General features: G+C 73.1%; 15 protein-coding genes. 11 read left to right on the top strand and 4 right to left on the bottom strand.

Annotation, left to right across the window (positions count from 1 at the left end):
* Positions 1-46: 46 nt before the first annotated feature.
* The 4 genes from ACFF45_RS10705 (at position 47) to trpC (ending at position 4,024) form a co-directional block, all read left to right on the top strand.
* The gene (locus ACFF45_RS10705) at positions 47-925 is read left to right on the top strand and encodes an ABC transporter permease (RefSeq protein ID WP_381345104.1); all 879 of its coding nucleotides are present in this window, start codon (positions 47-49) and stop codon (positions 923-925) included.
* Positions 926-952: 27 nt separating this feature from the next.
* Positions 953-2,200: a cytochrome P450 gene (locus ACFF45_RS10700; protein WP_381345101.1), complete on the top strand. Its 1,248-nt coding sequence runs from the start codon at positions 953-955 to the stop codon at positions 2,198-2,200.
* Between the two features lies 1 nt (position 2,201).
* Positions 2,202-3,152 (top strand): TauD/TfdA family dioxygenase, encoded by a 951-nt coding sequence (locus ACFF45_RS10695; protein WP_381345098.1) that lies wholly within the window; start codon positions 2,202-2,204, stop codon positions 3,150-3,152.
* 86 nt (positions 3,153-3,238) lie between these two features.
* Positions 3,239-4,024, top strand: a complete 786-nt coding sequence (gene trpC, locus ACFF45_RS10690; protein WP_381345096.1) for an indole-3-glycerol phosphate synthase TrpC — start codon at positions 3,239-3,241, stop codon at positions 4,022-4,024.
* A gap of 30 nt (positions 4,025-4,054) precedes the next feature.
* Here the strand turns inward: trpC and trpD are convergent, their stop codons facing one another.
* A complete protein-coding gene (gene trpD, locus ACFF45_RS10685) occupies positions 4,055-5,104 on the bottom strand; it encodes an anthranilate phosphoribosyltransferase (RefSeq protein ID WP_381345166.1) in 1,050 nt (349 codons plus the stop codon).
* Positions 5,105-5,227: 123 nt separating this feature from the next.
* Here trpD and pdxR point away from each other — a divergent pair, with 123 nt between their 5' ends.
* Positions 5,228-6,610, top strand: coding sequence for a MocR-like pyridoxine biosynthesis transcription factor PdxR (pdxR, locus tag ACFF45_RS10680; RefSeq protein WP_381345093.1), 1,383 nt, complete (start codon positions 5,228-5,230; stop codon positions 6,608-6,610).
* Here the strand turns inward: pdxR and ACFF45_RS10675 are convergent.
* Both ACFF45_RS10675 and ACFF45_RS10670 read right to left on the bottom strand, forming a co-directional pair.
* Positions 6,600-7,184 (bottom strand): anthranilate synthase component II, encoded by a 585-nt coding sequence (locus ACFF45_RS10675; RefSeq protein ID WP_381345090.1) that lies wholly within the window; start codon positions 7,182-7,184, stop codon positions 6,600-6,602. The genes pdxR and ACFF45_RS10675 overlap by 11 nt on opposite strands.
* The gene (locus ACFF45_RS10670) at positions 7,181-8,677 is read right to left on the bottom strand and encodes an anthranilate synthase component I family protein (RefSeq protein ID WP_381345088.1); all 1,497 of its coding nucleotides are present in this window, start codon (positions 8,675-8,677) and stop codon (positions 7,181-7,183) included. The genes ACFF45_RS10675 and ACFF45_RS10670 overlap by 4 nt, the downstream gene beginning before the upstream one ends.
* A 200-nt stretch (positions 8,678-8,877) precedes the next feature.
* Between ACFF45_RS10670 and ACFF45_RS10665 the strand changes: the two genes are divergently transcribed.
* A complete protein-coding gene (locus ACFF45_RS10665; RefSeq protein WP_381345085.1) occupies positions 8,878-10,236 on the top strand; it encodes a class II 3-deoxy-7-phosphoheptulonate synthase in 1,359 nt (452 codons plus the stop codon).
* Positions 10,237-10,245: 9 nt separating this feature from the next.
* Here ACFF45_RS10665 and ACFF45_RS10660 read toward each other — a convergent pair whose 3' ends face one another.
* Positions 10,246-10,977, bottom strand: a complete 732-nt coding sequence (locus ACFF45_RS10660) for a thioesterase II family protein (RefSeq protein ID WP_381345081.1) — start codon at positions 10,975-10,977, stop codon at positions 10,246-10,248.
* A 252-nt stretch (positions 10,978-11,229) separates the two neighbouring features.
* Here ACFF45_RS10660 and ACFF45_RS10655 point away from each other — a divergent pair, with 252 nt between their 5' ends.
* From ACFF45_RS10655 to ACFF45_RS10635, 5 genes are read left to right on the top strand one after another with little or no spacing between them, the layout of a single operon-like run.
* Complete coding sequence (locus tag ACFF45_RS10655) at positions 11,230-12,297, top strand: cysteine synthase family protein (protein WP_381345078.1); 1,068 nt, start codon at positions 11,230-11,232, stop codon at positions 12,295-12,297.
* The gene (argH, locus tag ACFF45_RS10650) at positions 12,294-13,769 is read left to right on the top strand and encodes an argininosuccinate lyase (protein ID WP_381345076.1); all 1,476 of its coding nucleotides are present in this window, start codon (positions 12,294-12,296) and stop codon (positions 13,767-13,769) included. The genes ACFF45_RS10655 and argH overlap by 4 nt, the downstream gene beginning before the upstream one ends.
* A complete protein-coding gene (locus ACFF45_RS10645) occupies positions 13,766-15,007 on the top strand; it encodes an ATP-grasp domain-containing protein (protein WP_381345073.1) in 1,242 nt (413 codons plus the stop codon). The genes argH and ACFF45_RS10645 overlap by 4 nt, the downstream gene beginning before the upstream one ends.
* Positions 15,004-18,330, top strand: coding sequence for a non-ribosomal peptide synthetase (locus ACFF45_RS10640; RefSeq protein WP_381345071.1), 3,327 nt, complete (start codon positions 15,004-15,006; stop codon positions 18,328-18,330). The genes ACFF45_RS10645 and ACFF45_RS10640 overlap by 4 nt, the downstream gene beginning before the upstream one ends.
* The gene (locus ACFF45_RS10635) at positions 18,327-19,220 is read left to right on the top strand and encodes a GHMP family kinase ATP-binding protein (protein WP_381345068.1); all 894 of its coding nucleotides are present in this window, start codon (positions 18,327-18,329) and stop codon (positions 19,218-19,220) included. Before ACFF45_RS10640 ends, ACFF45_RS10635 begins: the two co-directional genes overlap by 4 nt.
* The last annotated feature ends 59 nt before the right edge of the window (positions 19,221-19,279 follow it).

Raw genomic sequence — 19,279 nt, 5'->3', positions numbered from 1 at the left:
CACCGCACTGGCCGACGGACCCCATCCCGGACGAACGGAAGCCGTCATGACGACCACCCTCCCCCAGGCGCCGCCCCCCGCGGCGCCCACCCCCGGCCGGGCCCCCGTCGAGCATCCCCTCCTCGACGGGGTCCGGCCGGGCGGAGCTCGGACCTTCGGGACCGAGGTGCTCGCCGTACTGGGACGCAGGCTCAGGCGGCTGCGCCGGGGGCCCGGCCGGGCCATCGGCGTGGTGCTCAACCCGCTCGTGTCGATGGTGCTGCTCGGCTACCTGTTCCGGGACGCCATCACGCTGCCCGCCGGCGGAAGCTACGTCGAGTACGTCTTCGCCGGCGGGGCCGTCCAGGTGGGGCTCGCCTGCGTGGGACCGACCGCCGTGTCGATGGCGATGGACCTGCAGGGCGGCATCATCGACCGGTTCCGGTCGCTGCCGATCAGCCGGTCCGCCGTGCCGCTGGGGCACACCGGCGCGGATTTCCTGGTCGCCCTGGCCGCGCTCGCCGTCACCACGGGCGCCGGGCTGCTGCTCGGCTGGCGCTCGCACACCGGGTTGCTGCCCACGCTCGCCGGGTTCGCCCTGGTCGCGGTCTTCACGTACGTGATGCTGTGGCTCGGCGTGCTGCTCGCCGTGACCCTGCGCAGCGTCGAGACGATCAGCGTCGTCGCGCCGTTCATCGTCGTCGTGCTGCCCTTCCTGTCCAGCGCCTTCCTCTCCCCGCAGTCCATGCCGGGCGCGGTCCGCCCGATCGCCGAGTGGAACCCGGTCAGCGCCGTCATCGCCGCCTGCCGCGACCTGTGGGGCAACCCCGCCACCACGAGTCCCGGCTTCGTCGGCCGGCACCCGCTGATCGTGGTCGCAGTGACCCTGAGCGTGCTGTTCGCTGCCTGTCTCGCCCTCAGCCTGCGCCGATTCCGAAAGCCCTGAGTCCCGAAGCCGTTAGGAACACCCACCATGCCTGTCACAGAACTCGAGGCGGCACCCGATCCCGCCTCGCTGGACCTCACCGACCCGCAGACCTTCCTCGACGTCGACCAGCACGCCATGTGGCGCAGGTTCCGCACCGAGAGCCCGGTGCACTGGCACCCGGCGGGCCCGGCCAGCCCCGGGTTCTGGGTGATCTCCCGGTACGCGGACGCGGTCGCCGTCTACCGCGACAACAAGCGGTTCACCTCCGAGAAGGGGACCGTCCTCACCACGCTGCTCCAGGGCGAGGACTCGGCCGCCGGCAAGATGCTCGCCGTCACCGACGGGGTGCGCCACCGCGAGATCCGCAACCTGATGCTCAAGTCGTTCTCGCCGCGCGTCCTCGCGCCCGTCGTGGACGGCGTGCACCGGCACACACGGGAACTGCTCGGCGCCGCCGTCGCGTCGGACCGGACCGACTTCGTCGCGGACGTCGTCGACCACATCCCGATGCACACCATGGGCGACCTCCTCGACATCCCGGCCGCCGACCGCCCGCGGCTGGTCGAGTGGAACACCCGGACGTTGTCGCGGCACAGCTCGGAGGAGAGCGAGTTCGAATCGCTCCTGGCACGCAACGAGATCCTGCTCTACATCTCCGAACTGGCGGCCGAGCGCCGGGCGAAGCCGGGCGACGACGTCCTCAGCACCCTGGCCACCGCCACCATCGACGGCAGACCGCTGTCCGACGACGAGATCGTCCTCAACAGTTACAGCCTCATCCTCGGCGGCGACGAGTCGACCCGGATGTCGATCACCGGCGGGCTCATCGCGCTGGCCGACAACGTCGACCAGTGGCGTCGCCTCAAGAGCGGCGAGGTCACCTCGGAGTCGGCCACGGAGGAGATCCTGCGCTGGACGACGCCCGCCATGCACTTCGGCCGCCGTGCCCTGGTCGATGTGGAACTCGGGGACCGGATCATCCGGGCCGGCGACGTGGTCACCCTGTGGAACGCCTCCGCCAACTTCGACGAGGACGTCTTCACCGACCCGCACACCTTCGACGTCGGCCGCACCCCCAACAAGCACGTGGTCTTCGGCCACGGACCGCACTTCTGCCTCGGCGCCTTCCTGGGCCGGGTCCATGTGACCGCCATGGTGGAGGCGCTGCGCGCCATGGTCGCCGAGGTCACACTGCTCGGCCCCCCGCAGCGCCTCTACTCCAACTTCATCCAGGGCTACAGCGGCCTGCCCGTCGCACTGCGCGCGGAGCCAGCCGTCGAGGAGGTTCGCTGAGATGCGGCACGAGACACGGACCACGGGCGGCACCACGCTCGCGATCCTTCACACCGAGACCTCGGCCGACGCCTGGGACGAGGCACGCTGGCAGGAGGCGCGCGGCCGGACGCGGGAGCTGCTCGACTCGTACGGGGTGGTCCTGCTGCGCGGCGCCGGCATCCCCGACGTCACCGCGTTCCACGCCGCCGTCAGCGGCTTCGGCGGGGCCCTCATCGAGAGCTACCGCGGCGGCAACACCCCCCGCAAGACGCTCTCCGACGGCGTCTTCACCTCCACCGAGTACCCGGCGCGCTACGACATCACCCTGCACAACGAGCTGTCGTACGCCCGTGGCTGGCCCGACCGCCTGTACTTCTGCTGTCTGGACGCACCCGACACCGGCGGCGCCACCCCGGTCTGCGACGGCGAGGCCCTGCTCGGCGCGCTCTCCCCGGGGCTTCGGGAGCGGTTCGCCGCCGGGGTCGTCTACCGCCAGTACCTGCACGGAGGGGCCGGGCTCGGCAAGTCCTGGCAGGACACGTTCGAGACGGACGACCGGGCGGTCGTCGAGGAGTTCCTTACCGAGTCGGGCGCCGACTTCGCGTGGGCGGCCGACGGCGGCCTGCGGGTCGCCCAGCACCGCCCCGGCGTCCGCAAGAACCCGCGCACCGGCCGCGACACCTGGTTCAACCAGGCCGACCAGTGGCACCCCTCCAACCTCCCCGACGACGAAGGGGAGTTGCTCCTGTCCCTGACCGACTCGGTCGACGACCTGCCGCACTGGGTGACGTACGCCGACGGCACCCCCCTCTCCGACGAGGACCTCGCCGAGGTCCGCGCGGCGCAGCGCGAGCACAAGCTGATCGAGTCCTGGCAGCGGGGCGACGTGATGATCGTCGACAACCTCTCCGTCCTGCACGGCCGGGAGGCGTTCACCGGCACCCGCAAGGTCGTCGTCTCGATGACCTGAGCGGGGCGCACCGGAAGGTTCGCAGGGGCCCGGCGGAGTACGCCGGGCTCCTGCGACACGGCAGACAACCAGGGGGGAGCGTACGGATGACAGTGCTCGACGACATCGTGGCGGGGGCGCGCGAGGACCTCGCGGAGCGCCGGCGCGCCGTGCCGGAACGAGAGGTGCGGCAGCGGGCGGCGGAGCGCGGCCCGGGCGCGGCCTGCGTGCCCCTGCTGAGGGCCGCGGACGGGCACCCCCGGGTCATCGCCGAGGTGAAGCGCGCGAGTCCCTCCCGCGGCCAGCTGGCCGCGATCACCGACCCCGCCGGGCTCGCGGCGGCATACGAGAAGGGCGGCGCGGCCGCGATCAGCGTGCTGACCGAGCGCCGCGGGTTCGGCGGCAGCCTCGCCGACCTGGACGCGGTGCGGGCCCGGGTCGCCGTGCCGGTGCTGCGCAAGGACTTCGTGGTGGACCCGTACCAGGTCTGGGAGGCGCGGGCGCACGGGGCGGACCTGGTGCTGCTGATCGTGGCGGCGCTCGAACAGCCGCTGCTGGCCGATCTGTCGGCACTCGCCTCGGAGATCGGCCTGACACCGCTGGTGGAGACCCACGACGAGGCGGAGGCCGAGCGTGCGCTCGACGCCGGGGCGCGGGTGATCGGCGTCAACGCGCGTGACCTGCGCACGCTGAGCGTGGACCGGTCGACGTTCGCGCGGGTCGTTCCGCGCCTGCCAGCCGACGTCGTGCGGATCGCGGAGTCGGGGGTGCGGACGCCTGCCGACGTGGCGGAGTACGGGGCGCTCGGGGCGGACGCGGTGCTGGTGGGGGAGACGTTGGTGACCGGCGGTGACGCGGCTTCGGCCGTCACCGCGCTGACGCTGCGCGGCTGAGCGTCTGCGGGGTCGGGGCCACGCAGACGCTCAGGCCGCGACCTCCGCCCGGCGCCCCGCAACGGCCACCCACCGCTCAAGCACCCCCGCCGCGGCCCCTGAGTCCACGGAGTGCGCCGCACGGTCCAGACCAGACGCCAGGCGTTCGGCCACCGGCCCGGTGCCACCGTCGAACGCGGCCAGCCCGGCCGCCGCGGACAGCAGCACCGCATTCCTGGCCGGCCCCCGGGCCCCGGTCAGGACGTCCCGGGCCACCCGGGCGTTGTACACCCGGTCCCCGCCGCGCAGTGACCCCGCGGCGGCCCGCGGGACGCCGATGTCCCGCGGATCGAACGACTCCCGGCGCACCTCGCCGCCGGTGACCGACCACACGGTGGAGGTAGTGGTGACCGTCAGCTCGTCCATCCCGTCGTCGCCGCGGAACACCAGCGCGTCCGTGCCCCGCCGCGCGAGCACCTCGGCGATGCGCCGGGCCAGCGCCGGGTCGGCGACCCCGATCGCCTGGGCCGCCGGCCGGGCCGGATTGGTCAGCGGACCGAGGGCGTTGAACACCGTACGGATGCCGAGTTCGCGGCGCGGCCCGGCGGCATGCCGCATCGCCGGGTGGAACAGCGGGGCGAAGCAGAACGTGATGCCGGTCTCCTCGGCGATCGCTCCCACCTCGTCGGCCGGCCGGTCGAGCGCCACTCCCAGCTCCTCCAGCACATCGGCCGATCCGCAGGCCGAGGACGCGGAGCGGTTGCCGTGCTTGACGACCCGGGCGCCGGCCCCGGCCGCCACGAGCGCCGACATCGTGGAGATGTTCACGCTGTGCGAGCCGTCGCCGCCGGTCCCCACGATGTCGAGGCAGCGGCCCGCCACGGTCAGCGGCACCGCGTGCCGGAGCATGCCGCGCGCCAGGCCCTCGATCTCCGCGGCCGTCTCGCCCTTCGCGCGCAGGCCCATCATCAGGGCGGCGAGCCGTGCCGGACCCGCCGCACCGGACATGGCCTCGTTCATCGCCCATTCGGTCTGGGGCGTGGACAGGTCGTGGCGGTCCAGCAGAGCGTTCAGCAAGTGGGGCCAGTTCTCCACGGCGATCTCCTCCTGCGCGAATGTTTTCGCTTTTCGGTCCGGTTTCAGTCTGGGAAATGCGACGGGTCCTTTCCAGACCACCGCCGGATCATTCGTGCGGTCCAATTCGGCGAAAGGGATGTGAGCAGCATGCACGTGGCGATAAACGTCGTCCGGGACTCCGACGTCCCACTGACGTCACAGATCCAGCGGTTCATCAAGAGCGAGGTCGCCGCCGGAGTGCTGCACCCGGGCAGCCGGCTGCCCTCCAGCCGCAGCCTCGCCGACGACCTCGGAGTCTCGCGCAGTGTGGTCGTCGAGGCGTACGGACAACTCGTCGCCGAGGGCTACCTGGAGGCGGTGCAGGGCGCGGGCACCCGCGTCGTACGGCATCTGCGGCCCGAGCCGGTCGTACCGACCCTGCTGGAGGACGGCCGGGTGCCGAACGTGCGCTGGGACCTGCGCCCCAACGCCCCCCTGTTCCCGCACTTCCCGCGCCGCGACTGGCTCACCTGCTACCAGCGGGCCCTGCAGTCCGCGGACTCGGCCGACCACGACTACCCGCCACCCGCCGGTGTGCCGGCCCTGCGCACCGAACTCGCCCACTACCTGGGCCGGGTGTGCGGTGTGCCCAGCACACCGGAGCGGATCATGGTCGTGGCGGGTTTCGCCCAGACCCTCGGCCTGCTCGGCGCCGCGCTGCCCGAACTGGGCGTCGACGCCCTGGGAATGGAGAACCCGGGGCATCCGCGCCAGCGCCAGTTCGTGCGCGAGTGCGGGCTGCGGCCGGTGCCGCTGCCGGTCGACGCGGAGGGCGTCGACGTGGCGGCGCTGCGGGACTCGGGGGTACGTGCCGTGCTCGTGACGCCCGCCCACCAGTACCCGACCGGCGTCACCCTGTCCGCGCGGCGGCGGGCCGAACTCGTCGCCTGGGCACGGGAGACCGGGAGCTGGATCGTGGAAGACGACTACGACGGCGGCCTCTGGTACGAGCGCGGTACGTCCCGGCCGCTCGCCCTGCGCCGGCTCGCCCCCGATCACGTCGTCTACGCGGGCACCGCCAGCAAGACACTCGCCCCCGGCCTGCGCCTGGGCTGGCTCGCGGCACCGCGGGCCGTCCTCGCCCCGCTGCTGCGTGCCCGCGCCCGGCACGACCTGGGGACCGACAGCCTGGCGCAGCTGGCGTTCGCACAGTTCCTGCGCAGCGGCCTGTACGACCGTCATCTGCGCCGCCTCAACTCCCTGTGCCGGGACCGCCGGCAGGTCCTGGAGGCGGCGGTGCGACGGCATCTGCCCGGCGCCACGGTCCTGGGGCCGGCGGCCGGACTGCACGCCTGCATACAGCTGCCCCCGCACACCGACGAGGCGGCTCTGGTTGCGGGGGCGCTCAGCCGCTCCGTCCTGGTGCGGGGGGCGGCGGCGTTCCACGCGCGGCCCGGGGAGGGTCCGCCCGCGCTGGTGGCGGGGTACGCCCAGCTTCCGCGTACGGGGATCGGGGAGGCCGTCGCGGAGCTGGGCGCGGTCATCGGCTGACGGGGGAGGCGCGCAGTTCCAGGAAGTTGTTCATCATGGTCAGCCCGCCCGTCGTCATCACGGACTCCGGGTGGAACTGCACTCCTTCGACGGGCAGTGTCCGGTGCCGCAGCCCCATCACATAGCCGTGGTCGGCGGCCACCGCCGTCGTGACCAGCTCCTTCGGCAGCGGCTCGGCGACCAGCAGCGAGTGGTACCGGGTCGCCTCCAGCGTGTGGCCCAGCCCCTGGAACAGCCCCGCCCCGTCGTGCCGTACGGTGCTGGTCCGCCCGTGCATCACCTGCCCGGCCACCTCGATCCGCCCGCCGTACGCGAGCCCGATGGCCTGGTGCCCCAGACACACGCCGAGCAGCGGCACCCGCCCCGCGAACTCGTGCACCAGTTCCACGTGCCCCGAGTCCGCCGGGTGCCCGGGACCCGGCCCGAGCACCACGGCGTCCGGCTCCAGCCCCGCCAGAGCGGCGGGCGTCCGGGTCAGGGAGCGGACGACCAGGGTGTCCGCGCCGAGGGTGCGCAGGTACTGGTCGATGATGTGGACGAAGCTGTCGTACGCGTCGATCAGCAGAACCTTCACGGCAGCAGTTCCTCTCCGGTCAGCGCCCAGTACGCCGCGCCCATCTTCGCCAGGGTCTCCCGCCACTCCGCCTCCGGATCCGACTCGGCGACCATGCCGGCCGAGCTCTGTGTGGAGTAGACGGCGCCGTCGTACTCGATCGTGCGGATGCACAGGGCGAGCTCGCACCAGCCGCGCATGTCGATCAGCCCCACCGCGCCCGCGTAGCTGCCGCGGCGCTCTCCCTCCAGGCCGTCGATGATCTCCATGGCGCGCATCTTGGGCGCCCCGGTCATGGTTCCGGCGGGGAACGTGGCGCGTACCGCCTGCCACACGTCCACGTCCGGCTCCAGGCGGCCGGAGACCGTCGACACCAGGTGGAAGACGTGCGAGAAGGTCTCCACCTCCATGAGCCGGTCCACCGGCTGGGTGCTGGGCCTGCTGATCCGGCCGATGTCGTTGCGGCACAGGTCGACGAGCATGATGTGCTCGGCCTGTTCCTTGCTGGACTCCCGCATCTCCTTGACGCGACGCCGGTTGACCTCGTCGTCGGGACCGCGTCGCGCGGTGCCCGCGATGGGGCGCATCACGATCTCGTCCCCGGCGACGTCGTCGGGTTCGATCCGGAAGAACAGTTCCGGGCTCGCACCGATGAGCGTGCCGCCCGCTCTCGGCATCAGGTACATGTACGGCGACGGGTTCCGCGCGCGCAGCCGCCGGTAGACGTCGATCGGCTCCAGGTCCGTGGCGACGTCGATGCGGTGCCCGATCTGGATCTGGTACAGGTCGCCGACCGCGATGTGCCGCAGGCAGCGGTCCGCCCAGTCCAGGAAGGTGTCACGGCCGACACTGTCGCGCACCGAGCGGGGTGCGGGTGCCTCCGGTGCCGCCACGGCAGCGGTCCGTGCCGCCTCGGCGGCGGCCGCGGCGACATCGGCCGCCCGTCCGGCGTCCGCGAACGCCGCGCTGTGCGCCCGCAGGTGAAGTGGGGCGCCGCGCGCGACGTCGTACCGGACGGTGTCCCGGAAGAGCGAGAGCGTGATGTCGGGGCCGTGCGGCTCCTTGGTCCGCCGGGGCAGCGTCTCCATGTGCCAGGCGGACTCGTACGCGAACGACGAGAGGAATCCGAACGCGTGTCCCTGCTGGGGCAGTTCACCGTGGACCGCGAAGACGCGCCGGGCCCGGCCGAGGGCCGTCCACAGCATGTCCTGGCCGGTGAAGCGCAGCCGGTGCGGGCTCCCGGGCTCGGGGCCCGGCGGCGCGTCCTCGGTGAGGCCGGCCGATCCGGCGGCCCGGGCGAGGGCCGCCGCCACGGCCGGCACGCCGTCGATGTCGAGATACCGGTCGTACACCCGGATCTCGGCGAGCCGTCCGACGCCGACGACGGCCGAGCGCCGGTCCTCGCCGCGGTCGGGCAGATTCTCCAGGAGGAACACGTCCGCCGAGGGGCGGCCGCCGGTCAGCAAGGTGTAGAGAGCGAGTGGTTCATGCCGGGGCAGACGGGCAGCGGCCATCCGCACTTCAATGGTTCCCGTTCCGTTCAAGACGAACTCCCCACCGAATTGGATGCCATGGGCAGGAAGAGTCAATCAACCGGCACGCGAACACGGCCAGACCAATTTCATGGAGCCGCTGCAGTCCATTTTCGAATTGCTTGACCGGGTGCTCGGGGTGGATATGTAGTGGGCGCATATTCGACACCCACAGGGAAGGCATGGCCATGGAAGTCCTGGAAAGGAAAACCGACGAATTCGCCGCACTCCGGCGTACGTTCCCGGCCGTTCAGCAGCCCGACTGGCCGGACCCCGCCGCGCTGCGCGACGTCACCGACCGGCTCGCCACCGACGCACCGCTGGTCAGCGCGGGCGAGTGCGCCGACCTGCGGGGGCGCATGGCGGCCGTGGCCCGCGGGCAGGCGATCCTGTTGCAGGGAGGCGACTGCGCCGAGACCTTCGCGCAGGTGACCGCCGACTCCGTGCGCCGCAAGCTGAAGACGCTGCTGCAGATGGCCGTGGTCCTCACCCACGCCACCGCCCTGCCGGTCGTCAAGGTCGGGAGGATGGCCGGCCAGTACGCCAAACCGCGCTCCAGTCCGGTCGAGCGGCAGGGTGACCTGACCCTGCCGTCGTACCGAGGGGACGCGGTCAACGGCCTGGAGTTCACCGCCGAGGCCCGCAGACCCGACCCGGCCCGCCTGCGCACCATGTACGAAGCGTCGGCGAGCACACTCGACCTGGTCCGTTCCCTCACCACGGGCGGCTTCGCCGGTCTGAGCCAGGTGCACGCCTGGAACCGGGGGTTCGTCGCCCGCTCACGCGCCGGGGAGCGGTACGAGTCGCTGGCCGACGAGATCGGCCGCAGCCTGGCCTTCATGCACGCCTGCGGCATCGACACCTGGGAACTCGGCACCGCCGAGTTCTACGTCAGCCACGAGGGGCTGCTCCTGGACTACGAGACGGCGCTCACCCGCACCGACCCGGAGTCCGGCCGGGTCTACGCGGGCAGCGGCCACCTGCTGTGGATCGGTGAGCGCACCCGCCAACTCGACGGCGCGCACGTCGAGTTCTTCTCCCGCATCAGCAACCCGATCGCCGTGAAGCTCGGCCCGTCCGCCGCCGTCGACGACGTACTCCAGCTGATCGACCGCCTCGACCCGCACCGCGAGCCGGGCCGCCTCACGTTCGTGGTGCGGGCGGGAGCGGAGCGCGTACGTGACGTGCTGCCGGTCCTCGTCGAGAAGACCGGCGCCGAGGGAGCCCAGGTGTGCTGGGTCAGCGACCCGATGCACGGCAACACGACCACGGCGCCCAGCGGCCACAAGACCCGCCGCTTCGAGACGGTGCTCGACGAGGTGCGCGGCTTCGTGGAGGTCCACCGCGCCCTGGGCACCCACCCGGGCGGCATTCACGTCGAGTTGACCGGCGACGACGTCACGGAGTGCGTCGGCGGCGGCAACGCGCTCCTCGCGGAGGACCTCCCGGTCCGGTACGAGACGGCCTGCGATCCGCGGCTGAACCACACGCAGTCGTTGGACCTGGCGTTCCTGCTGGCGGAGATGTACCGCGACCAGTGACGCGGGCGATCAGCGCGGCCCCGCGTGCCGTCCGGGGGCGCCCAGCGTCCTGGCCACCGTGTCGTACGGCGGGTCCTGCTCCAGGTAGAAGTGCTCCCCGGGCAGCGTCCGCAACCGGAACGGCCCCCCGGTGACCTCCCGCCAGGCCGCCGTCTGGTCGCCGGTCACCCGGGGGTCGTCGGCGCCCACCAGCGCCGTGACCGGGCAGGCGAGCGGCTCGGCGGGGCCGCGCCCGTACGCGGCGAGCATCCGGAAGTCGGCGCCGATGTACGGCAGGACCAGGTCCACGAACCCCTGGTTGCGCAGCAGTTCCGGGTCGGTGCCGCCCAGTTCGATCAGGGTCCTGACGACCGCGGCCTCGTCCCAGGTGGTCGCCGCCGCGGGGTCCGGAACGTTCAGCTGCGGGGCACGGGCGCCGGAGGCGAACAGATGGTGCACGGTGCGGCCCGCCGCCTCGAGGGCCCTGGCCACCTCGTAGGCCACGGTCGCGCCCATGCTGTGGCCGAACAGGGCGAGCGGGCGGGGATCGTCGACGGTCAGCAGCTCAGCCGCGATGTGCTGGGCCATCGGCGCGAGTTCGGTGGCGTACGGCTCCCCGAAACGCTCGGCGCGCCCCGGGTAGCACACCGCGTGCACCTCCAGCTCGTGCAGCCCCTTGCTCCAGCCGCGGAAGAAGTAGGGAGAACCGCCCGCGTGCGGAAAGCACACCAGGCGCCGCTCGGCGAAGGGTCTCGGTTCCACGACCTGCGTCCACAGCATCCTGCCCCCAAGGGTCGTCAGTCGCTCCGGCACCCACCGGTGCCCGGGCGATGGTCTCGCGCCGCGCTGACGTCCTGCTGACAAGGCGGCCAGCCACGGGTGTCAGCCCCGTGTCAGGCCGGCGCGTCAGCATGGACCGCACGGGAGTGTTCGCCCGAAGGGCTCGTACCGCCGCAAAAAGCCTCCGCCTGCACCCCGGGGAACCCTGTGCCCGCCCACGATCCCAGGAGCACCATGCCTCCGGCCACCCCGACGTACCCCTCGATCACCGAGGCCACGATGATGCCGCGCCTCATCCGGATCGGTTCCAACCTCTACGGCGCCGTCTTCACCCTGATGAAGCTGCTTCCCGCCCACTACATCCTGCAACGCGCGGAACACAAAGGCGAGTTGGGGCCGGACACGGTCATCGTGGAGACCACCTCCGGCACCTTCGGACTCGCTCTGGCCATGCAGGCCGCCCTGATGCGCCGCAAGCTGATCCTCGTCAGCGACCCGGCCATCGACGCCAACCTGTACCGCCGGCTCACCGACCTCGGCGCCCGCGTCGAGATCTGCCAGGAGCCCGCGCCGGTCGGCGGCTACCAGACGGCCCGGCTCAACCGCCTCGCGGAGATCCGGGCCGAACTGCCCGACACGTTCTGCCCCGAGCAGTACAGCAACCCCGACAACCCGCGCTCGTACGCCACGGTCGCCGACCAGTTGCGGCGCACGCTCGGCACGGTCGACTGCCTGGTCGGCCCGGTCGGTTCGGGCGGATCCATGTGCGGCACCACGCGTGCCCTGCGCACCCGTACCCCGCACACCGTCGCGCTCGGTGTCGACACCCACCACAGCGTTCTGTTCGGCCAGCCGGACGGCCCGCGGGAGCTGCGCGGCCTCGGCAACAGCCTGTGGCCGGCCAACCTTGACCACGGCGTCTTCGACGAGGTGCACTGGCTGTCCGCCGCGGAGGCGTACGCCAGCACCCGCGCGCTGCACGCCCGGCACGCACTGTTCCAGGGCCCCACCAGCGGCGCCGCCTACCAGGTCGCCCGCTGGTGGGCCGCGCGCCATCCCGACCGGACCTGTGTCGTGATGCTCCCCGACGAGGGCTACCGCTACCAGGCCACGGTCTACGACGACGCCTGGCTCGCCGCGGGCGGCCACGCGGCGGTGGTCCGTCCGGCCGAGCCCGCCCAGGTCACCGAGCCCGGGGCGGCGGGGGACCGCTGGTCCCGGCTCGTCTGGCGACGGCGTTCCTACGACGCGGTGCCCGGCGTCGTCCCGCACGCCCCGCTGGCCGAAGGGGCCCTGTCGTGAGCCCCCGGAGCAAGGACACCGGCCGCCTCACCGGCACGCTCGCCCCCCGCACCCGCCGCATCGTCTACGGCGAACAGAGCCCGGCTGAGGTCCGCCGCGAGCTCGAACCCATCACCACCGTGGACCTCGCGCACGTGGTGATGCTCGCCGAGAGCGGACTGCTGCCGGGTGAGGCCGCGGCCCGGCTCATCGAGGCCGTACAGCGACTGCGGGCGAGCAGCTTCCGCGAACTGGAGGGCCTGGACGCCCCGCGCGGCGCCTACCTCATGTACGAGGGACACCTCTCCGCCGAACTGGGGGCCGACGTCGGCGGCAAGCTGCACACCGCCCGCTCCCGCAACGACCTCAAGGCGACCGTCACGGCGATGCGGCTGCGCGAGGAGCTCTCCGAACTCCACGGGCAGCTGATGCGCCAGCAAGGCGTCCTGCTGTCCCGCAGCCGCGCGCACGCCGATGTCGTCATGCCCGTCTACACCCACTTCCAGCCCGCGATGCCCGCGACCTACGGCTACTACCTGGCGGGCATCGCCGCCGCCCTGGACCGGGACCTCGCGGCACTGCGGCACACGGTCGACGAACTGGACCGCTGCCCCCTCGGCGCGGGCGCCGTCGCCGGTACCGACCTACCGATCAACTCGGAGCGCACGGCCGTCCTGCTGGGCTTCACAGCGCCGCCGCTGCACGCCACCGACGCGGTCGCCGCCCGCGACACCATGCTGCGCGGGCTCGCCGTGGTCGCGTCGGCCGCGGTCACCCTCAGCCGGCTCGCCACCGATCTGCAGTTGTGGAGCACACAGGAGTTCGGCTTCGTCGACTTCCCCGAACGGCTCGTCGGGGGCAGCTCCGCGATGCCGCAGAAACGCAACGCGTTCCTGCTCGAACACGTCAAGGCGAAGGCGGCGATCGCCATCGGCGCCTGGACGGCTGCGGCCTCGGCGATGAAGTCGACCCCGTTCACCAACTCCATCGAGGTCGGCACGGAAGCCGTCTCCGTGGCCTGGCCCGCCCTGGCCGCCGTACGGGACGCGATCCTGCTCGGCCAGGTGCTGGTCTCCGGGGCCCGCCCGGACGCCGAGCGGATGCAGGCCCGTGCCAAGGAGGGCTTCGTGACAGCCACCGTGGTCGCCAACCGGATGGTCGCGCGGGGCGTCCCGTTCCGTACGGCGCACCACGCCGTCGGCGCGGCCGTACGCCGGGCGGTCGAGTCCGGCGGCACCGAACTCGTCGCGGCGGACCTGCGGCCCGACGGCCTGGGAACGCCGCTCCCCGAACTGCGCGAGGTGGTCGCCGGTCTGAACCGCGGCGGCGGCCCGGGGGAGTGCGGCAAGGCGGTGGACGCCCTGCGGGGCCGTCTGCACGACCACACGGAGTGGGCCGCCGCCCACCGCGCCCGCCTGCGGGAGGCACGCCTGCGACTGGACGCCGAGACGCAGGCGGTCGTGGCCCGGTACACGCCGGGAGGCACCCGATGAGCGGTGGATGGATGGCCTTCGTGGAGAGCAACACCACGGGGACCGGGCAGGAGTTCTGCGCCGCCGCACGCGCGCGGGGCCTGCGGCCCGTGCTGCTCGCCCGCGACCCGGGACGGTATCCGTACGCCGCCGAGGACGCCGTCGACACCCGGACCCTGGACACCACCGATCCGGACGCGGTGCTGCGCGCGCTGACCGGCTTGGCCGCGGCCGGCGGCCTCGCGGGCGTCACCTCCAGCTCCGAGTACTACGTCGAGGCAGCGGCCCGCGCCGCCGCGGTGCTCGGCCTGCCGGGTCCCGACGGTGACGCGGTGGCGGCCTGTCGCGCCAAGGACGTACAGCGGGAACGGCACCGCGCGGCCGGGGTGCCGGTGCCGGGGTTCCGGGCCGTCGAGGACGCCGCGGCGGCCGTCGCCGCGGCCGAGTCCCTCGGATACCCCGTTGTGCTCAAACCGGTCAGCGGTTCGGGCTCGGTCGGCGTACGTCTGTGCCGCGACGCGGACAACACCCGTCAGTGGGCCCACCGGCTCCTGGACGACGGCGCCATCAGCCGCATCCTGGTGGAGGAGGCGGTGGCCGGACCGGAGTTCTCGGTCGAGACGTTCGACGGCCGGGTCGTCACGGTGGTCGCCAAACACGTGGGCCCCGTCCCGTACTTCGTGGAGACCGGCCATGACGTCCCCGCCGCCACCCCCGGGTCCACGACCCGCGCCCTGGGTGAGACGGCCGTGCGCGCCCTGTCCGCGCTGGGCCTCGGCTGGGGCGCCGCCCACACCGAACTGCGCTGGTCCGTCGGCGGCCCCGTCGTCATCGAGGTCAACCCGCGCCTGGCGGGCGGCATGATCCCGGTCGCGGTGCGAGCCGCTCTGGGCGTGGACCTGGTGGACGCCGTGGTGGCCCGTGCCGCGGGCCTCCCGGCGGCGGTGACGGCCCCCGGTGCGGGCCACGCAGCGGTGCGCTTCGTCCGGGCGACCCGCGAGGGCCGGGTGACGGCCGTACGCGGATTGCCCGCGGCCGCCGCGGCCCCCGGCGTTCTGGCCGCGCGGGCGACCACCGCACCCGGCCGCGACATCCGCATCACCCACTCGTTCCAGGACCGCCTGGCCTGCGTGGTGGCCGTGGCGCCCGACCCGCTGAAGGCGGCCCGCCGCGCCTTGGCGGCCGCTGACCTCGTCGAGGTCGACGTGGACCCCGTACCCGCCCCGCACTCATCACGAGAGAGGGCCGCGACCAGATGACCGCGACGAGCCCCCTTGGCCGGGCACACCAGGATGACGCCCGGCACCCAGGTCCCGAGGACGGACCGCCGCCCGAGCCCCCCACCGCCGGGTTCACCGCCACCGTCCCCCGCTGGCGCGCCCCGCACGCGGGCGGTCCCGGCGCCGGCACACACCGGACCACACTCCCGCCCGACCTGGCCGACGACCTGGAGCGCACGGCACGTGCCCTCGGCACCGACCTGCCCGGCCTCCTGCTCACCGCGCACGCCCGAGTCCTGGCCACGCTCACCTCCGAACGCGGCGTCGTCTCCGGTTACGTGCCGCCGGGGCACGGGAGTGCACCGCGCGCGCTGCGCCTGACCGTCGACCCCTCCACATGGGCCGAGCTGGCCGAAGCCGTCCTGCTCGCGCCGGAGACGACGACTGGCGCGCCCGACGCCGTGCTCGACCTGTCCGGCCTCACGACCGATACCCACGGCCACCCGCACGGCCCGGGCGCCGTGGTGCGGTTCGCGTGGGCGCGGGGCCCGGACGGCCTCACGCTGCACGTGACGTACGACCTCGCGGCCTTCGACGGAGACCACGCCGCCCGCCTGGCCGGATACCAACTGGCCGCCCTGCGCCGGCTCGCCGAGGACCCGTCCGCCCGTCACGACCGCCGGAGCCTGCTCTCCCCCGAGGAGACCGCGACCCAGCTCTACCAACTCGCCGGTCCGCGCGACGACCCGCCCGATCTCACCTTCGTCGACCTGTTCCGGCGACGGGCACGGGAGAGGCCCGGCGCCCCCGCTGCCGCCCACGGCGACCGGACCTGGACCTACCAGGAGCTCGACGAACGATCCGACCGCGTCGCGCGTGCCCTGATCGCGGCGGGAGCGGGCGCCGAGGACGTGGTCGCGGTGGTCATGGACCGCACCCTCGACTGGATCGCGAGCGCCATCGGCGTCCTCAAGGCGGGCGCCGTGTACCTCCCGATGCCACTCGACCTGCCCGTGGAACGCGTGGCCGTCCAACTCGATGAAGCCGTCTGCGTGCTGGCCCTCACCGACCACCACGGCGAGTCCGTCGTCCGCAAGGCGGCCGCCGAACTGGAGGGTGGCCTCGCGGTCCTGACGCTCGACCACGTGCGTGCCACCCCGGCGGACCATCCCCTCCCGGGACCGCCCGCTCCCGCCCAGGCCGCCTACATCTACTTCACGTCGGGCTCCACCGGCACCCCCAAGGGCGCCCTCTGCGAGCACGCGGGCCTGGTCAACCACCTCTACGCGAAGATCGACGACATGGGGTTCGCGGCGGGCCACGGGCAGGTCGTGGCGCAGACCGCGTCCGTGGGCTTCGACATCTCCCTGTGGCAGTTCGCCGCGCCACTGCTGGCCGGCGCCGCCACCCGCGTCATCGACACCGACGCGCTGCTCGACGTCCCCGGGTTCCTCGGCGAACTCGTCAGCCGCGACGTGACCGTCGCGCAGACCGTACCCGCGTATCTCGACGTCCTGCTGCGCCATCTGGAGCGGCACCCGCGAGACCTCGGCGCCCTGCACACCCTCTGCGTCACCGGCGAGGTCCTCGGCCTCGACCTGGTCCGCCGCTGGTTCGCCGCCCACCCCGGCATCCGACTCGTCAACGCCTACGGCGCCACGGAGGTCTGCGACGACACCATGCACGAGATCCTGGACGGCGTTCCGGAGCGCGCCTTCGTGCCGCTCGGGCGGTCCCTGCGGAATGTCAACACGTACGTGCTCGACCACAACCTGCAGCTCGTCCCCCTCGGCACGACCGGCGAGATCGCCTTCTCCGGCGTCTGCGTGGGCCGTGGCTACATCAACGACGAGGAACGCACCCGGCAGGCCTTCGTCCCCGACCCGTTCCGCGCCCACACCCGCATGTACCGCAGCGGCGACTTCGGCCGCTGGTTGCCCGACGGTCGCCTCGAGTTCCTGGGCCGCCACGACGAACAGGTGAAGATCCGCGGCTACCGGATCGAACTCGGCGAGATCGAGCACCGGTTGGCGGCCATGGCGGGTGTGCGGGACGTGGCGGTCGTCATTGACGGCGACCTCGGTGCCACCCGTACCCTCGTCGCCTTCTTCACCACGGACGAGGCGGCCGCCGCCCCCGACGGCGCCGTACGGGCACGGGACTTCCTCGCGGCCCAGCTGCCCGACTACATGGTGCCCACCTACTGCCACCGGCTGGACCACCTCCCGCTGACCGTCAACGGCAAGGTCGACAAGGCGGCGCTGGCCGGACTCGCCGGCACCCTCGGCCACGGCGGCGTCACCCGCACCGCCCCGGCCACACCCGACGAGCGGCGCCTCGCCGTGGCCTGGGCCGAGGTGCTCGGCGTCCCCCTGGAACGCATCGGCAAGGACGACAGCTTCTTCGCGCTCGGCGGCACCTCCCTGGCCGCCGCCCGGCTCATCGCCCACCTAGGCCGCCGCCTGACCGTCGCCGACCTGGTCGCCCACCCGGTCCTCGCCGACCTGGCCGGCGTCCTGACCCGCCGCCGTGACGGTGAGCCCCGCCGACCGCGCCGCCACCGGCTGCTGCATCCGCTGCTTCCGGTGCGCAGCCCCCACCACACCCTGGTCTGCTTCCCGTACGCCGCCGGGAACGCCGTCAACTACCGGGCGCTCGCGCAGGAGCTGGAGCGTGACGGCGTCGCCGTGTACGGGGCCGAACCGCCCGGCCACGACTTCGCCGTCCCCGACGAACCCCTGCTGGACGTGCCCGAGCTGGCCTGCCGCGCCAGGGACGAGATCCTCGCGCACATCACGACGCCCGTCCTGCTGTGGGGCCACTGCGCCGGCGCCGCGGCCGCCCTGGAGACCGCCCGGCTCCTGGAGGCGGCGGGCCGACCCGTCGAACGGGTCTTTCTCGGAGCCCCACTGCTCCCGGACGCCCAGGCGTCGCGGAGCGAACTGGCCGAGCTCGCGGCCACGGACCGGCGCACCCTGCTCGGCCGGCTGCGCGGCGGCCACGCCTACGTGGAGCTGGACGCGTACCAGCCGGAGCGGGCCGAGGTCGCCGACCGCGCCTACCGGCACGACGTCGGCACCTCCCACCGGCACCTCATCCGGCTCCAGGAACAGCCGCACCCGCACCGCCTGACCGCCCCGGTGGACGTCGTCGTCGCCCGGGACGACCCGCAGACCGCGGACGCGGCCCGTGCCGTCGGCGCCTGGCGGACCCTCGCCGAGCGCGTCACGCTCCACGAACTGGATGACGGCGGACACTACTTCGTCGGTACCAGGCCGGCCCTCAGCGCGGCCCGCATTCGGGAGACGACCACCCGTACACCCGCGCGGAACAGACCCGTACAGGACAGGAGTCGCACGTGACCACCACGGACTACCGCCAGGTGGCGGCCACCGGGGTCAGCACCGCCTTCGGCACCTTCGGTGAACTGCTCCAGGGCGTACTGCCCGAGGAGGACGGGGACTTCCTGGTCACCCTGCCGGTGGCCCGCTGGTCCACGGCCCGCTTCGTGCTCGACCCGGACCAGTCGGAGGTGGTCGTCGAACCGGCCCACAAGAAGAAGGCCCTGCGGCTGGCCGGGATGGTCCTGGACGACGCCGGAAGGCCCGGCGGCGGGGCGCTGGTCATCGACAGCACCCTGCCCGAGGGCAAGGGCCTCGCCAGTTCGTCCGCCGACCTGGTGGCCACGGCACGGGCCGTCGCCAACGCCCTCGGCGAACCCATGCCGCCCCGCCGTATGGAGTCGTACCTGGCCCGCATCGAACCCACCGACGGCGTCCTGTACCCGGCGATCGTCGCCTTCCACCACCGCAGCGTGCGGCTGCGCGCGGAACTCGGGTCGCTGCCCCCGATGACGGTCGTCGGCATCGACGAGGGCGGCGCCGTCGACACGGTCGCCTTCAACGCCATACCGAAACCGTTCACCACGGCCGACCGGTGGCGGTACGCCGGTCTCCTGGACCGCATCACGGGCGCCGTGGCCCGCCGCGACCTGGCCGAGGTCGGCCGGGTGGCCACCGAGAGCGCCCGGATGAACCAGGTGCTGCGCCACAAGAGGTCGTTGGAGCCGATGATCCGCGTCTGCGAGGACGTCGGCGGTCTCGGCGTCGTCATCGGCCACAGCGGCACCTCGCTCGGGATCCTCCTGGACACCACGGCGCCCGACAGCGGGAGCCGGCTCGCCGCCGCCGCGCAGTGGTGCCAGGAACTCGAGGGCAACGTGACGGTCTTCCACACGCTCAGCTTCCAGTGAGGCGGACGGGGGTCCACCAGTCGGTGGACCTCAAGTTCAACCGGTCGCTGCTGTCGGCA

It is taken from the genome of Streptomyces cinereospinus, from assembly GCF_042430725.1.
Taxonomy (GTDB): Bacteria; Actinomycetota; Actinomycetes; order Streptomycetales; family Streptomycetaceae; genus Streptomyces; species Streptomyces cinereospinus.
The sequence above is the reverse complement of the archived record's forward strand: the minus strand, read 5'-3'. Positions and strand labels throughout refer to the sequence as shown.